General features: G+C 67.5%; 17 protein-coding genes. 9 read left to right on the top strand and 8 right to left on the bottom strand.

Annotation, left to right across the window (positions count from 1 at the left end):
• Nucleotides 1-88: 88 nt before the first annotated feature.
• Nucleotides 89-337, bottom strand: coding sequence for a hypothetical protein (locus ACIRG5_RS05785; protein WP_402900653.1), 249 nt, complete (start codon nucleotides 335-337; stop codon nucleotides 89-91).
• The gene (locus ACIRG5_RS05780) at nucleotides 319-636 is read right to left on the bottom strand and encodes a zinc finger protein (RefSeq protein WP_402900650.1); all 318 of its coding nucleotides are present in this window, start codon (nucleotides 634-636) and stop codon (nucleotides 319-321) included. The genes ACIRG5_RS05785 and ACIRG5_RS05780 overlap by 19 nt, the downstream gene beginning before the upstream one ends.
• On the opposite strand from ACIRG5_RS05780, the gene ACIRG5_RS05775 reads away from it, so the two are divergent.
• The 3 genes from ACIRG5_RS05775 to ACIRG5_RS05765 are packed head-to-tail and all read left to right on the top strand — an operon-like array spanning nucleotide 635 to nucleotide 2,520.
• Nucleotides 635-1,465 (top strand): DUF5753 domain-containing protein, encoded by an 831-nt coding sequence (locus ACIRG5_RS05775; RefSeq protein ID WP_402900648.1) that lies wholly within the window; start codon nucleotides 635-637, stop codon nucleotides 1,463-1,465. The two genes, ACIRG5_RS05780 and ACIRG5_RS05775, sit on opposite strands and share 2 nt — an antisense overlap.
• A 10-nt stretch (nucleotides 1,466-1,475) precedes the next feature.
• A complete protein-coding gene (locus ACIRG5_RS05770; protein WP_402900645.1) occupies nucleotides 1,476-1,637 on the top strand; it encodes a DUF397 domain-containing protein in 162 nt (53 codons plus the stop codon).
• Between the two features lie 25 nt (nucleotides 1,638-1,662).
• Complete coding sequence (locus ACIRG5_RS05765) at nucleotides 1,663-2,520, top strand: ornithine cyclodeaminase family protein (protein ID WP_402900642.1); 858 nt, start codon at nucleotides 1,663-1,665, stop codon at nucleotides 2,518-2,520.
• Between the two features lie 102 nt (nucleotides 2,521-2,622).
• On the opposite strand, the gene ACIRG5_RS05760 is transcribed toward ACIRG5_RS05765, so the two are convergent.
• Both ACIRG5_RS05760 and ACIRG5_RS05755 read right to left on the bottom strand, forming a co-directional pair.
• Nucleotides 2,623-3,846 carry a family 16 glycosylhydrolase gene (locus tag ACIRG5_RS05760; protein WP_402900639.1) on the bottom strand — a complete coding sequence of 408 codons (1,224 nt, stop codon included), beginning with the start codon at nucleotides 3,844-3,846 and terminating at the stop codon, nucleotides 2,623-2,625.
• A gap of 211 nt (nucleotides 3,847-4,057) precedes the next feature.
• Nucleotides 4,058-5,491: a trypsin-like serine protease gene (locus ACIRG5_RS05755; protein ID WP_402900636.1), complete on the bottom strand. Its 1,434-nt coding sequence runs from the start codon at nucleotides 5,489-5,491 to the stop codon at nucleotides 4,058-4,060.
• A 130-nt stretch (nucleotides 5,492-5,621) separates the two neighbouring features.
• Here ACIRG5_RS05755 and ACIRG5_RS05750 point away from each other — a divergent pair, with 130 nt between their 5' ends.
• Both ACIRG5_RS05750 and ACIRG5_RS05745 read left to right on the top strand, forming a co-directional pair.
• Complete coding sequence (locus ACIRG5_RS05750) at nucleotides 5,622-6,185, top strand: TetR/AcrR family transcriptional regulator (RefSeq protein ID WP_402900633.1); 564 nt, start codon at nucleotides 5,622-5,624, stop codon at nucleotides 6,183-6,185.
• Nucleotides 6,182-6,745 (top strand): hypothetical protein, encoded by a 564-nt coding sequence (locus ACIRG5_RS05745; RefSeq protein WP_319981250.1) that lies wholly within the window; start codon nucleotides 6,182-6,184, stop codon nucleotides 6,743-6,745. Before ACIRG5_RS05750 ends, ACIRG5_RS05745 begins: the two co-directional genes overlap by 4 nt.
• On the opposite strand, the gene ACIRG5_RS05740 is transcribed toward ACIRG5_RS05745, so the two are convergent.
• Together ACIRG5_RS05740 and ACIRG5_RS05735 are read right to left on the bottom strand one after the other, a co-directional pair.
• Nucleotides 6,701-7,123: a nitroreductase family deazaflavin-dependent oxidoreductase gene (locus tag ACIRG5_RS05740; protein ID WP_402900629.1), complete on the bottom strand. Its 423-nt coding sequence runs from the start codon at nucleotides 7,121-7,123 to the stop codon at nucleotides 6,701-6,703. The genes ACIRG5_RS05745 and ACIRG5_RS05740 overlap by 45 nt on opposite strands.
• A complete protein-coding gene (locus ACIRG5_RS05735; RefSeq protein WP_402900626.1) occupies nucleotides 7,124-7,900 on the bottom strand; it encodes a LuxR C-terminal-related transcriptional regulator in 777 nt (258 codons plus the stop codon).
• Between the two features lie 95 nt (nucleotides 7,901-7,995).
• Between ACIRG5_RS05735 and ACIRG5_RS05730 the strand changes: the two genes are divergently transcribed.
• Genes ACIRG5_RS05730 through ACIRG5_RS05720 form a run of 3 tightly spaced genes read left to right on the top strand, consistent with a single transcriptional unit; the run spans nucleotide 7,996 to nucleotide 11,682 of the window.
• A complete protein-coding gene (locus ACIRG5_RS05730) occupies nucleotides 7,996-9,645 on the top strand; it encodes an AMP-binding protein (RefSeq protein WP_402900623.1) in 1,650 nt (549 codons plus the stop codon).
• A 39-nt stretch (nucleotides 9,646-9,684) separates the two neighbouring features.
• Nucleotides 9,685-10,500 (top strand): SDR family NAD(P)-dependent oxidoreductase, encoded by an 816-nt coding sequence (locus ACIRG5_RS05725; RefSeq protein WP_402900620.1) that lies wholly within the window; start codon nucleotides 9,685-9,687, stop codon nucleotides 10,498-10,500.
• 3 nt (nucleotides 10,501-10,503) lie between these two features.
• Nucleotides 10,504-11,682, top strand: a complete 1,179-nt coding sequence (locus ACIRG5_RS05720) for a hypothetical protein (protein WP_402900617.1) — start codon at nucleotides 10,504-10,506, stop codon at nucleotides 11,680-11,682.
• Here ACIRG5_RS05720 and ACIRG5_RS05715 read toward each other — a convergent pair.
• Complete coding sequence (locus tag ACIRG5_RS05715) at nucleotides 11,660-12,523, bottom strand: AraC family transcriptional regulator (protein ID WP_319981244.1); 864 nt, start codon at nucleotides 12,521-12,523, stop codon at nucleotides 11,660-11,662. The genes ACIRG5_RS05720 and ACIRG5_RS05715 overlap by 23 nt on opposite strands.
• Before the next feature lie 29 nt (nucleotides 12,524-12,552).
• On the bottom strand, nucleotides 12,553-13,221 hold the full coding sequence (locus ACIRG5_RS05710) for a nitroreductase family protein (RefSeq protein WP_402900613.1): 669 nt from the start codon (nucleotides 13,219-13,221) through the stop codon (nucleotides 12,553-12,555).
• 71 nt (nucleotides 13,222-13,292) lie between these two features.
• On the opposite strand from ACIRG5_RS05710, the gene ACIRG5_RS05705 reads away from it, so the two are divergent.
• Complete coding sequence (locus ACIRG5_RS05705; RefSeq protein WP_402900610.1) at nucleotides 13,293-14,192, top strand: LysR family transcriptional regulator; 900 nt, start codon at nucleotides 13,293-13,295, stop codon at nucleotides 14,190-14,192.
• The last annotated feature ends 1 nt before the right edge of the window (nucleotide 14,193 follow it).

Genomic DNA, 14,193 nt, shown 5'->3' with positions numbered 1-14,193 from the left:
GTGCACCAGCAGTCGAAGATCCAGCACGGCAGGCTCGGGAAGCCCAGGATTCCGAGCAGGCCGCAGGGGAGCCTGCCGGGGATCGTCGTCAGGGCGGTGGGAGGTCGACGGTGGAGAGTTCGTCGGCCTCGGCCAGGTAAAGGCGGCCCAGGTCGATGAGCAACGTGCCCAGGTCGCGATAGTGCTCGGCGCGTTCCAAGTCGGGAATCAGGCCGCACGTGCGCAACATGTTTTGTGCGAGTAGCTCGCCGAACTGTGGATAAGTCTTCACCACCTCACGCGAGAGGCGCTGAAGAGATATGCGCAGTAGGTCTTCGGTCAGGATTTCCGCGGCCATGGCAGGATCCCCTCGCTCTCGCGCCAGATGCCGTCGCAGTCCCAGCACGTCGGCCACACTATCTTGTCTCGCCACAGGTTGAACTCTTGCGGCACAAAGGGATCGCCGCATAGAGTCTCGACGAGCCGCTCCCTGGCCGGCTCGTCGGAGATGGCGTGTCGCCGCCCTTCGTGGGGCGTCCATCGAAATCTCACAGGATTATTCTGCAACTTGGAGGAGCTCCAAGCTAACGCCCTTTTGGGTTGTGTTGGTGGTAAATGTTCTGAGGGCTCCGGGAATGGGTCTACGGTCCTCGCCATGCCGAAAAGATTCTCCACTGCAAGGGGTCGGGAGTTCGGTGACGGGCTTCGCGCCGCCATCGCCGCCACGGGCATGACCTCGCGCAAGATCGCCGAAATCGTCGACTGGCAGGAAGCCAAGCTCTCCGACCTGATCAACGGCAAGGGCGGCGCCACCGAACTGGAGCTCGCGCTGTTGCTGGGCGCGTGCCGGACGCCGTCGGACGAGCGGGAACACCTGCAGAAGCTCTTCCGCGCGACGAACGTCAAGGGATGGCTGCAGGAACACGGGGCCGCCGAGCCGATCCTGCCGCGCACCCTCGTCCAGCACGAGGCCATTGCGAAGACGTTGGTGAGTTGGTTGCCGTTGCTGGTGCACGGCATGCTGCAGATTCCGGACTACGCGCGTGCGGTGATCGCGGCGAACGCGAACGTGCCCGAGGACGAGGTGGAAGAGCGCGTCAGCGCACGAGTGGCACGGCAGGAAGCGTTGCGACCGGGGTTGAAGGCGACGTTCTACCTCCACGAGTCCGTGCTCAGGACGCCCGTCGGTGGCGAGGAGGTGATGCGTGCCCAGCTGGAGTACCTGGTGAAGGTGTCGATGCGGCAGTACGTCGTCATCAGGGTGCTACCCACGTCGATCGGAGCACACGCGGGGCACGCGGGCGGCTTCAACCTGATGAGGTTCCACAAGATCGAGCCGGTCGTCTTCGTGGAGAGCGAGAACGCCAGCCTGATCATCGAGTCACCGCTGCCGATCAAGAGCTACGACGCGGTGGTCGAATCACTCGCCCGGACGGCGTTGGACGAGGAACAATCGAGGAGTCTGATCAAAGACATCATCGGTTGAGGAGACACGGATGGCCGAGTGGCGCAAGAGCACCTACAGCGCGAACGCCAGCGAGTGCGTCGAAGTAGCCATCGGCATCGGCATCCGGGACAGCAAGGCTCCGGCCGCCCACATCGAGATCGGCGCCGCCGCCTGGTCCGCGTTCCTGGCGGGCGTCACGCGGGAGCGCTGACCGGCAGGTCGTTACCATCCGAACCATGACCATGCCCGCAGCGATCGATGCCGTGCGAGAAGCGTTCGTCGGGCTCAGCGCGGAGGAGTTCGACCTGCCCGCGCGGCACGCGTTCAGTGACAGCCGGTCGCTCGTGATGGCGGCGCATCACCGGCCCACGCGGTCCACGGCGGTCAAGGTGATCAGCATCGAGCTCGAACGGGATCCGGTGATCACGGGCACGGTCGTGTTCTCGCATCCGGACGGTCAGTTCGTCACGGACGCGGTGCCGCTCACGACGTTGAGGACCGGCGCTGTCGTCGGTGTGGCAACGGATCTGCTGGCCGACGAGGACGCCTCGCACCTGGCGTTGCTGGGTGCCGGGGCGCAGGCCGCGGATCAGATCAGAGCCGTGCACGTGGTGCGGCCGTTGAAGAAGCTCGTCGTGTTCAACCGGAACGCCAAGAAGGCCGAGGCGTTGCTGGAGAGCATGAAGGACGAGTTGCCGGACACGGTCATGGACGTCGCGAACGACCCGGACGAAGCGGTCGAGAGCGCGGACATCGTGTGTTGTGCGACGGCGTCGACCGTGCCGTTGTTCCGGTGCGACTCGCTCAAGGAACGGGTGCACGTCAACGCCATCGGCTCGTACCGGCCGGTGATGCGGGAGCTGCCGGAGGAACTGCTGGCGACCGCCGGAGTCGTGGTGGTGGACCAGGTCGAGGCGGCGCTCAGCGAGGCCGGCGAGATCATCCGCGCGGTCCAGAGCGGCGTGCTCAGGCTGGAGTCGCTCGTCGAACTCGGTGCGGCGCTGGGAAATCCGCCGCTGCGAGAAGGCCGGACGGTGTTCAAGTCGGTCGGCGTCGCGGTGCAGGACTGGGCTGTCGCAAGGCTTTTGGCTTAACGCATGAGAAAGCGCTGGACGTGAACCCATCCGCCGCGGGGGTTCACGTCCAGCGCCGTGATTCTCCTCGTCAGGCCATGCGCGACCTGACGTGGAGAGACCTCAGACCTGCCACTTCTGGCTGGCAACGCCGAGGCATTGCCAGATGTGGGTTTTCGTGCCGTCGGCCGAGGAACCACCGATGGTGTCCAGGCACTTGTTGGCCTGCGGGTTCACGATGTCCTGTGCCCCGCTGACGGCCCATTGCTGGGCAGCCGAGCCGTTGCAGTCCCAAAGCTGGACCACTGTGCCGTTGGCGGTTCCGCCACCGTTGACGTCCAGGCACTTGCCCAGCGAGCGGATCGTGCCGTCACCGGGACGGCTCCACTTCTGGGCGGCGTTGCCGTTGCAGCCGACGATCTGGATGGGCGTGCCGTTGGCGGTGTTCGCCCAGGGCACGTCGAGGCACTTGCCGCCGATGCCGCGGATCTCCGAGCCACCGCCGCTGGGAGGCGGGGTGTCGTTGGAGACGCGGACCCAGTCGATCACGAGCTGCTGCGGGAACGTCGTGCTGCCGTCGGGGTAGCCCGGCCACTCACCACCGACCGCGAGGTTGATGATGATGAAGAAGGGCTTGTTGAACACCCACGGGTTGCCGTTGACGTCGGTCGGCGTGTTGCGGGCGTAGACGTTGCCGTCCACCGACCACGTGATCTCGCCGGGCTTCCAGTCAACCGCGAAGTTGTGGAAACCGTCGGAGAAGTTCGGGCCGTTGTAGGCGTGCGACTTGCCGCCCGCGCCGGAGTAACCAGGGCCGTGGATCGTGCCGTACACGGTGTTCGTCTGGTGTCCCAGGAACTCCATGACGTCGATCTCACCGGAGCCCGGCCACGGGTTGCCGGTGTTGATGTCGGCACCCAGCATCCAGAACGCAGGCCAGATTCCCTTGCCGCGCGGCATCTTCATCCGCGCTTCGAACCGGCCGTAGGTCTGGGTGAACTTGTTCGCGGTGTTGATGCGGGCGGACGTGTACTCACACCGTCCGTACCAGCAGTTGTAGTTGCCGGGGTTCTCGCGCTTGGCGGTGATGACCAGGTTGCCCTGGCCGTCGTGCGCGGCGTTGGAGGTACCCGACTGGTACCACTGGCTTTCCCTGTTGTTGCCGTTGTTGTTGCCCACTTCCATGTTCCACTTGCCGCCGTCGACACCTGAACCGGCGGGTGCGTTGAACTCGTCGGCCCAGGTCACCGCCGCGTTGGCAGGGGGAGCTTGGCTGGTGGTGGCGACGGTGATCCCTGCGGCAACCATCAAGGCAGCGGCAAGGGCCGTCCCGATGCGTCGCTGCATCGAACCGACCTTTCCGGGTGTTAGTTGTGCGCCCAGTGGTTCGGAAGTGTTGTCGCGCTGTGACTCTCGGTCAACGTGTAAAGGTTTTCACGAATTTGTCAGATGAGAGCGCTCTCAGGAGATCTGGCCCGCTACCAGTGGATTTAAGGCTGCTTAACGTGAAGGTGTGTCTCCGGAGGGGCCGAACCGGTCCCTCCGGAGACTGCGGGCATCAGCCCTGCGGGGTCGTGATCACGTTGAAGACCGAACCGCCGCTCGCCTGGCGGGCGCTGAGGTCTTCGAGGATCGTCGAGATCGGGACGTAGTCGGTCAGCTCGCCCAGCTGGCACGGGCCGCTGCGGGCCTGCTGGCTGCCCTCCAGGATGCCCAGGGCCGCCTTGTTCACCTGGCTGAACAGCGGGCTGCCGCTGTCACCGTTGCGCGAGCACAGGTCGGTGTTGATGCCGACGTCGGTCGAGAGGACCCGGCCGCACCGCGTGCCGACGAGGTAGTCCGCGCCGGGGCCGCTGTCGTAGGAGTCCGGGTAGTTCACCGAGCTGGCACCGGAACCCGAGGAGCACACGACCGCGCCGGTCAGGACCTGCGCCAGCGGCGTGACCGAGGTGATCTCCTGGTTCTGGGAGGTCGCCTGCGGGCCGCACGGGGTGTCGCCGTTGCTGTCCAGACCGCCGTTGCGGCAGTACTTGAGCACCATGTTGCGGTTGGTCTGGCTCTCCAGCCACCTGTTCGCGGTGGCCGTGTCGACGTACCGCAGGGCGGCGTAGTCGTAGGGGTAGAAGTTCTTCTCGATGCCGTGCTGGTTGAGGATCACCTCGCGGTTGTGCTCGGTCGGCACGTTGTTCGTCTTGGTCGCCATGCAGTGGCCCGCGGTCAGCACCCACGGCACTCCCGGGAACGCGCCGCCGGTCGTGCGCAGGTTGAACGCGCTGGTGCAGCCACCGGTGGTGCCGTTGTCGCGCCTCATGTCCAGGCGCAGACCGCCGCGCATGGGGCCGTAGTTCGTGCAGTACAGCGGGTGGCAGAAACCCCAGTCGATCGGGTCGGCCGAGTACGGGGTCGGCTTCTGCAGCGTGCGGGCCGAGACCAGGCTCGGGTCGGCGTCGAACGTGCGCGGCTCCGCCTGCGCGGCGATCCCGGGCTTCTTGAGCCAGGCGCGTTCCCAGACGACGACCTTGTTCTCGGTCTGGCTGACGGCCGGCAGGTACACCGACTCCGCCTTGGCGCCGACCTGGCCGCTGATCCGGTCGTAGGTGGCCTGAAGCGTGGCCAGGGAGTTCTTGACCGTGCGGACGCTGACGTTCGCGCGGTCGGGCAACGAGGCGATGTGTCGTTGCGCGGCAGCGGGCTTCGTCATCGCGACGACGAGCTTGCCGCCCGCCTCCTGGTCGATCCACATGCCGCCGTACTCACCGACGGCCTCGCTCTTCAGTCGCTTTTCGAGCTCGGCGGCGTTGTTCTGGAGTTCCAGCCGGCGCAACGCCTCCCGCTCGCTGATGCGGTAGGTCTGCACCAGGTACTCGATCGACTCCTTGACGGTGCTCGGGTCGATCGTGGTCGTCGGTCCGGCCGTGGCCGGCGCAGCCGCGATGGTCGACGCGAACAGCGCGCTCGCGGTGACCGCCCCCAGGATCTTGGCTAATCGCAATGCTTTCTCCTTGCCGATGCGAGTGACCTGCCATTCATATCCGGGGACGGGCCGCTCGCGCCGAGGTTCCACAAGATCTCCACAAAACCTTCGCTTGACTCCACCGGCTAATGACGTTAGCTTTTGGGCTATGGTTGTTCGCCACCGTCTCACCACCGCCAAGGTCGTGGACGCAGCACTGGAACTGGTCGACGAGCACGGCGTCGAGGCGCTGACGCTCGCCGCCGTCGCCGCCAGAACCGGTGTCGCCACGCCCTCGCTGTACAAGCACATCGCAAGCCTCGGCGAGCTCAAGAGCCACGTCGGCGTGCGAGTGACGGAGGAGATGACAGCCCGGTTCACCCAGGCCGTTGTCGGCAGGGCGGGGGACGACGCCGTCCGGTCGCTCATGCACGCGTACCGCGCGTACGTGCAGGAACATCCGAAGCGCTATCTGGCCGCGCCGATGGATCCGCTGCACGACGAACTGCAGCGGGAGGCCGGTCTCAAGTTCATGGAACTCATCCTCGCGACGTTGCGGAGCTACGGCCTGGAGGGCTCGGACGCCATCCACGCCACGCGACGGCTGCGGGTGATCGTGCACGGCTTCGCGTCGATCGAGTCCAGCGGCGGCTTCGGCCTGCCGGAAGGGCTCGACGACACCTACGACCAGCTCGTCCGGATGTATCTCGACGATCTCAGGGGACAATCATGAAGTGGACGCTGACCGCCGCGGGCCTGCTCTTCCTGCTGTACCCGGCGTTGAGACCGTGGCACGACGAAACGACGGCAGCGGGCGCCGCGGCCTCGATGGGCTCGACCGCGTGGGTGCTGTCGCACCTGTTCGCGATGATCGGCTTCATCCTCGTGCCGATCGCGTTGCTGGAGATCCACCGCACGGCCGCGATCACGTTCTGGGTCGGAGCGGGCCTCACGCTGCCGTACTACGGCGCCGAGGACTTCGGCCTGCACGCGATCGCCGCCCAGCCGAACGTCCTCGAACTGGCCGAGGCCGTGCGCTACAACCCGTTCGCCGTCACGACTTTCGCGATCGGGCTCGTCACCATGGGCGTCGCGGCGATCATGGTCGCGCTGAAGCTCCGCACCACGGCGGCGATCGTGTTCGCGGCCGGGTTCGCGTTGTTCCTGCCGCAGTTCTTCACGCCGCCGGCGGTGCGGATCGCCCACGGCGTGCTCATGATCGTCGGCTGCGTGTGGCTGGCGTGGGACTCAGCGCGCAGTGAGGCGAAAGACCCGCAGCTCGCGGCCGCCTGACCGCTCCACGTAGTCCTGGAACGGGGGATAGGCCGCCACCATCCTGGTCCAGGCGGCCTCTCGCTCGGCGCCTTCCAGCAACGTGCCCCGCACGTCGCGGACGTCGCCGCGCACGTTCACCTGGATGTCCGGGTTCTTCAGCAGGTTCGTGGTCCAGGCGGGGTGCTGGGGCTTGCCCCAGTTCGACCCGACGACCAGCATCGCGTCGCCGTCGGCCACGTACTGGACCTGGTTCTCGCGGCGCTCACCGGACTTGGCGCCGACGGTGATCAGCGTGAGGCCGGTCTGCCTGCTGAACGAGACGAGACCGACCTTGCCACCGGTCAGCTTGTAGAGCAGGCGGTCGGTGCCGACAACGGCCTTTTCCTGCCAGGACATTCAGAGTGCTCCCGTCGACCTCGCCGCGTGGACGGCGGCGGTTCTGTTGTGCACCCCCAGTTTGCGCATCGCGCCCCGGAGGTAGGCCTTGACGGTTTCGGTGCTCAGCCCGAGCTCGGCGGCGATCTCCCGGTTGGACGCACCGACCGCGGCCAGCCGAAGCGTATCGAGTTCGCGCGGGGTCAGGCCGCTGGGGACGCTGACGGGTGGTTCGCCGCCGAGGTTCTGGTGCACCTTGCGGAGTCGTTCGCGCAGCACGGGATCGCCGACGAGCTTGGCGACCTCGGCGAGCTCGCGGAGTGCGGCCTGCGTGTGCAGTGTCTGATTCTGCTGGGAAGGCATGTCCAGGTCCTGTGCGAATCCCTGCGCGATGGCGCCGGCCATCCTGATCGCCCGGTCACCCACTGTCGTCTGCCCGCGCACGGCCCCGTAGAGGACGCCGCGAACGGTGCCCCGCACGGTCACCGGGTAGGCGAACACCGAGGTCAGGCGTTCGTTCACCACCACCATCTGATCGAACTCGTGGGTGATCGCCCTGGTCGTGGCGTAGTCGTTGACGCGGACCGCGGTGCCCATCGCGATCGCGGTGCCGCCCAGGCCCCGGCCGGTGCCGACGCGCAGTCCGTGCAACGAGGAGCCGTGCGTGCCGAGGAAACTGCTCAGCAGCAGCTCGTGGCCGGGCGTCAACGCTCCACCGAACACGACGGGCAGTCCGGTGGCTCGGCGGAGCATGTCCAGGCGCTGCGGCAGCATTGCCTGAAAACGGTCTGGCAGCACGTCGAGCAGTTTCGCCGACGGCGACACCCTCGAAAAGGGGTACACCCCCGTTCGGGGGTATCCCTGCGGCCCTCGGCCCTCCCACCCTCTGCGTCATGTCCAGTCACGACATCTACCGCGCGGCCCGCGACCTGATGCTCACGGACCCCGACGCGTTCACCTGGCCGAGCTTCGACGGCAGCTTCAACTGGGCGCACGACTGGTTCGACGTCATCGCGGAGGGCAACACCGCCACGGCGTTGCACATCGTCGAGGAGGACGGCTCCGAGCGCGCCTACTCGTTCGACGAGCTGCGCCGCCGGTCGAACAGCGTCGCGCACTGGCTCGCGCGGCAGGGCGTCGGTCGCGGCGACAGCGTGATGATCATGCTGGGCAACCAGATCGAGCTGTGGGAGTCGATGCTCGCGGTGATGAAGCTCGGCGCGGTGATCATGCCGACGACCACCGCGCTGGGGCCCGCCGATCTCGCGGACCGGTTGCAGCGGGGTTCGGTGCGGCACGTCATCGCACGGGCCGAGGACGCCGCCAAGTTCTCCGACGGACCTGTGGTGATCACGGTCGGCGGCACGGGCCCGCTGGACTTCGCCGAGACCGCCGAGGCTCCCGGCATCCCGTTGCCACACCCGAAGACCACGGCGGACGACCGGCTGCTGCTCTACTTCACCTCCGGCACGACCAGCCGTCCCAAGCTCGTCGAGCACACCCAGGCCTCGTACCCGGTCGGGCACCTCACGACCATGCACTGGATCGGCGTGAAGCCCGGCGACGTGCACCTCAACATCAGTTCGCCCGGCTGGGCCAAGCACGCCTGGAGCTGCTTCTTCGCGCCGTGGATCGCCGAAGCGACGATCTTCGTCTACAACTACGCCCGGTTCGACGCGGCCGCGTTGCTCGGCCAGATCCGCGCGAAGAACGTCAGCACGTTCTGCGCGCCGCCGACGGTGTGGCGGATGCTGATCAAGGCCGACCTCAGCGGCGGGCCGGGCGGGTTGCGCGAGGTCGTGGCCGCCGGTGAGCCGCTCAACCCCGAGGTGATCGAGCAGGTCCAGAAGCAGTGGGGTCTCACGATCCGAGACGGGTTCGGCCAGACCGAGACGACGCTGTCGGTCGGCAACGTCCCCGGTGCTCCGGTGAAGCTCGGTTCGATGGGACGGCCGTTGCAGGGCGTTCCGGTCGTGCTGGTCGACCCGATCACGGGCGAACTGGCCCAGGAGGGCGAGATCTGCATCGACCTCGCGCAACGGCCGATGTCTTTGATGGTCGGCTACCACGGCGACGACGAACGCAACGCCGACGCGATGGCCGGCGGTTACTACCACACCGGTGACATCGCGAGCCGCGACGACGACGGCTACCTGTTCTACATCGGACGCACGGACGACGTGTTCAAGGCGTCGGACTACAAGATCTCGCCGTTCGAGCTGGAGAGCGTGCTGATCGAGCACCCCGCGGTCACCGAGGCCGCGGTCGTGCCTGCTCCGGACCCGCTGCGGCTCGCCGTGCCCAAGGCGTACGTGGCACTGAGTGCTGGCTGGGAGCCGAACCGCGAAACGGCGCTGGAGATCCTGCGGCACGCCCGCGAGCACCTGGCGCCTTTCCAGCGGATCCGGCGGCTGGAGTTCTTCGAGCTGCCCAAGACGGTGTCGGGCAAGATCCGGCGCGTCGACCTGCGCACCCGCGAGGAGGAGGGCGTCGACGGAACAGGGGAGTGGCGGGACGACCAGTTCCCCGAACTGCGCCGCTAACGTTGGGGCTCCGCCGCCCTCGACGACAGGAGCACGCGCATGGTCCGCAGGATCTCAGGACGTCCGGCCGTGATCACCGGGGCGGCCTCGGGAATCGGCCGCAGCCTCGCGCAGAGGTTGTCGCGGCACGGTTCTCCGGTGATCATCGCCGACGTCGACGAGATCGAGCTGGAGAAGACGGCCTCCTCGCTCAGCGGGCCCGTGCTCAGCCGGGTGCTCGACGTGCGCGACGCCGACGACGTGCGGCGGTTCGCCGAGGAGGTGCGGGCCTGGCTGGACCTTCCGCTCGCGGCGGTGTTCAACAACGCGGGCGTCGCCACCTCCACGAGCGTGCTGAACTCCGTGGCGGAGGACGACTCCTGGCTGTTCGACATCAACTACTGGGGTGTCGTGAACGGCACGCGGGCGTTCCTGCCGTTGCTGGTCAAGCAGAACTACGGCGTCATCGTGAACACCTCCAGCGTGTTCGGGCTGTGCGGCATGCCGAACCAGAGCGCCTACTGCGCCGCGAAGTTCGCCGTGCGCGGGTTCACCGACTCGCTGCGCCAGGAACTGCGCGGCACCGGAGTCTCCGCCGTCGCCGTGCACCCCGGCGGCATCAAGACCAACATCGTCCGCAAGGGACGCTTCCACACCGAGCTCGACGAGCAGGGCCGGTCGCTGGAGCAGATCGCCGCTGACTTCGACAAGATCGCCCTGACCACCCCGGACAAGGCCGCCGAGGTCATCCACCGCGGTGTCGAACGCGGGAAGGCGCGGGTGCTCGTCGGGCCGGACGCCTACGCGTTCGACCTGCTCGCCCGCATCACGCCGACCCACTACTACTCCATCATGGCGCGCCTGTTCGAACGGTGAGGCATGATCCTCGCCGTGGCTTCGGAGACGGTCGTGCGGCGGACCGAGCAGTGGTTCGTCCGGCAGGGTGCGCCGACCATGATCGAGGGGTACGGCTTCCGGTCGCACGTGCTGCCGAGGATGCTGCCGGCGCTGGCGTTCGTGGCGGTCGGCAGCCTTGCCTGGCTGGTGCTGCTGCGGTCTGCGGGCCTGTCGAAGTGGGTGCTGCTCGGCGTGGTCGTCGCGGTGATGGTGTCCGCGTGGATCCTGCTCTCGCTGTTCACGCGACGGTTGCCGAGCTTCTCCCCGCGCACGACCGCGGTGCTGCTGGTGGCGTACGCGGCGATGCCGGTGATCGTGCCGTCGCTGCAACTCGCCATCAACGAGGAGGTCACCACACCTGGAGCCGAGGGCCCGGAGACGGCGTGGTGGGTGACCGCGTTGTGGTTCGTCGCCTTCTTCGGGGTGGCCTTCGTGGCGACGATGCTGGCCACCACCTATGGGCTGGGCGCACTGCTCAAGGCCGCCATCCGGCACGTGATCGCGGACCTGCGCAACAGCGTGCACCTGATCGGCAGGGCGTTGCCGCCGATGCTGTTCGTGACGCTGTTCCTGTTCTTCACCGGCGAGCTGTGGCAGGCGATGAACCGGCTGCACTGGCCTCGGGTCAGCCTGGTGGTGCTGATGTTCGCCGCGATCACGGTGCTGGCGGCGGCCGCCCGGTTGCGCGACGAGATCGGCCGCGTCGAGCAGGACCTGCGGCCCGAGGTGTTGCAGGTCGCCTGCAAGGGCACGCCGCTGTCCGGTGTGGACATCGCCGAACCGTTGCCGCCCAAGCGGTTGAACGGCCGGCAGACGCGCAACCTGCTGGTGATGCTCGCGATCCGGCAGCTGGTGCAGGCCGCGGTGATCGGGCTCGCGCTGTTCGCGTTCTTCGTGGTGCTGGGCCTGATCGTCGTGACGCCCGCGATCGCGGAGCTGTGGATCGGGGAACAGCCGCACATGTCTTGGCTGGGCGTGCCGTCGGCGATGCTGCGCAACGCCACGCTGTTCGCGGCGTTCGGCAGCATGTACTTCTCGGTGATCTCGATGAGCGACGCCGAGCACCGGCGCCAGTTCTTCGCGCCCGTGATCGAGAAGGTCGAACGGACGCTGGAGGTCCGCGCGGTGTACCTGAACGTCAGGGAACGGGCTGGAGCGTGAGCTTCGCGTCCTGGCTGGGCGGCGCGCCGAACTGGCGGCGGTACTCGCGGCTGAACTGCGACGGGCTGTCGTAGCCGACTCGGTGGCTGACGCTCGTCACGTCCCTGTTCGTCGCGAGCAGCAACCTGGCCTCCTGCAACCGGATCTGCTTCTGGAACTGGATCGGGCTCATCGCCGTGACGGCCTGGAAGTTGCGGTAGAACGCCGACTCGCTCATGCCCGCGATCCGCGCGACGTTCTCGACCTTGAACGACTCGGCGTAGTTCTCGCGGATCCATTTGACCGCTTTGGCGATGTGGCTCAGGCTGCTGTCCTGGGTGCCGAGCTGACGGACCACCGCGCCCTGCTCGCCGGTCATGACCCGCCAGAGGATCTCCTGCTTGATCAGCGGCGCCAGCGCTCGCGCGTCGCGTGGTTGGTCGAGCAGGCGCGCGAGCCTCGTGACGGCGTCGATCAGCTCCGGGCTCGCGTCGCTGACGGCCAGGCCCTCCGGGGTGCCCGCGGGTTTCGGGAGATCGTTGGTGAGGAGCAGTTCGGCGACCTTGTCCGGCTTGAGGACGAGGCCGATGCCGAGCGCGGGCTCGGAGGGGCTGATGTCGACGTAGTTGCCGGTGATCGGCATGTCGACCGAGGCCACCAGGTACTGGCCGGCCCGGTAGTCGTAGACGCGCTCACCTAACGCGATCCGTTTGCGGCCCTGGGCGACGAACGCGAGGATCGTGCCGGACATCGACGGCGTGGGCGGCCCGCCCAGCGTGGTCCTGGAGACCAGGACGTCCTCGATGATGGTGCTCATGTCGGGCCTGGCGTGCTTCGCCAGCAACGCGCGTAGTTCGTCCACGAGCTTGATGCTCCCCGCCAGTGGGGGAATCAGGCAAGTCCGTCGGCGAACGTGAGTGCTTCGGTGAGCGGTTTGCGGCGGAGGTCCGGCACCTCGCAGTCGTCGGCCGGATAGCCGATCGGGAACAGGATGTACGGCCGTTCGCCTTCACGCCCCAGCAGATCGGTCAGGAACGTCATCGGGTTCGGGGTGTGCGTGAGCGTCGCGAGGCCCATCGAGTGCAGTGCCGCGATGAAGAACCCGCAGGCGATTCCGACGCTTTCGTTGGTGTAGTAGGTCTTCTTGCCGTCCTGCTGCTTCTGCGCGAACGCGACCACCAACCAGGGCGCGACCTCCAGGAACTCCTTGTCCGCGTCGGTCTCCAGCCGGGCGAGCGCCGCGTGCCAGTCCGGGATCTCGCGTTCGTGGTAGAAGCGGCGTTCCTCTTCCTCGGCGGCTGCCCGGATGCGGCGCTTGAGCTCCGGGTCCTGGGTGGCGACGAACCGCCACGGCTGCTGATGCGCGCCGCTCGGGGCGGTGTTGGCGGCTTGGACCGCCAGTTCGATCGCTTCCTTCGGGACCGGGTCGGGGGAGAACCAGCGCACGGACCTCCGCTCGTCGAGCAGGCGGTGGAACGCCCTGCCGTGGTCGAGTCCGTCCTCGATCGGCAGCCGGGGCGGTGTGTACGGGATGAACGGGTGGCGGTGCGGTCGGGTCACCGTTCGGACGATGCCTGGGACCGACTCTTTTGACCAGTTCACGTTTCTTCGGTCAGTTATAAGCTCAGCTCATGAATCTGCCCAACGTGACGGTGCGGCAGCTCGAATACCTGATCGCGGTGGCCGAGACGGGCTCGCTGACGTCCGCCGCGTCGCGTTGCCACGTCTCGCAGGGCGCGATCTCGCTGGCGTTGACCGAGTTGGAACGGGTGCTGGACCTGCGACTGGTCGTCCGGTCGCCGCGCCGGGGTGCCGCGTTGACGTCGGCGGGTACGCAGGTGCTGGCGGACGCTCGGCGGGTCGTCGGGGCGATGGGGGATCTCGGGGTCGAGGCGCGCGGACTCAGTTCGACCGTGAGCGGTGTGCTGACCGTGGGCTGTTACGCGCCGATCGCGCCGTTCCACCTGCCTGCGGCGATCGCGACGTTCGAGCGGGCGCATCCGGAGGTGTCCGTCCGGTTCGTGGAGGGGAGCCTGCCGGAGATCGGGGAGGACCTGATCTCCGGGCGGTGCGAGATCGCGTTCCTCTACGACCAGGACCTGGTGCCCGGCATCGAGACCCGGACGTTGTACGACCAGCCGCCCAGGGTCCTGCTGCCCGCCGATCATCGGTTGCGACGGCGGCGTGCGGTGGCGTTGAGCGAGCTGGCCGGTGATCCGTTCGTGCTGCTCGACGTGCCGCCGAGCGAGCGCTACTTCCGTTCGGTCTTCGCTGCCGCGGGCGTCGAGATGGTCGTGACGCATCGGGCGCGCAGCTTCGAGCTGGCCCGGTCGCTGGTGGCGCGCGGCATCGGTTATTCGATGACCGTGCAGCAACCGGCGCTGGCCCGGTCGTACGAAGGGCTGGAGGTGCTGGCACTGCCGTTGCGCGACAACGTGCCCACCACACCCGTGGTGCTCGGCTGGGCGAGTGGGCCGTTGACGCGCCGCGCGCAAGCGTTCGCCGAGCACTGCGCCGCCCTGTTCCGGTAGG

The organism is Lentzea sp. NPDC102401, from assembly GCF_044765805.1.
Lineage (GTDB): Bacteria > Actinomycetota > Actinomycetes > Mycobacteriales > Pseudonocardiaceae > Lentzea > Lentzea sokolovensis.
The sequence above is the reverse complement of the archived record's forward strand: the minus strand, read 5'-3'. Positions and strand labels throughout refer to the sequence as shown.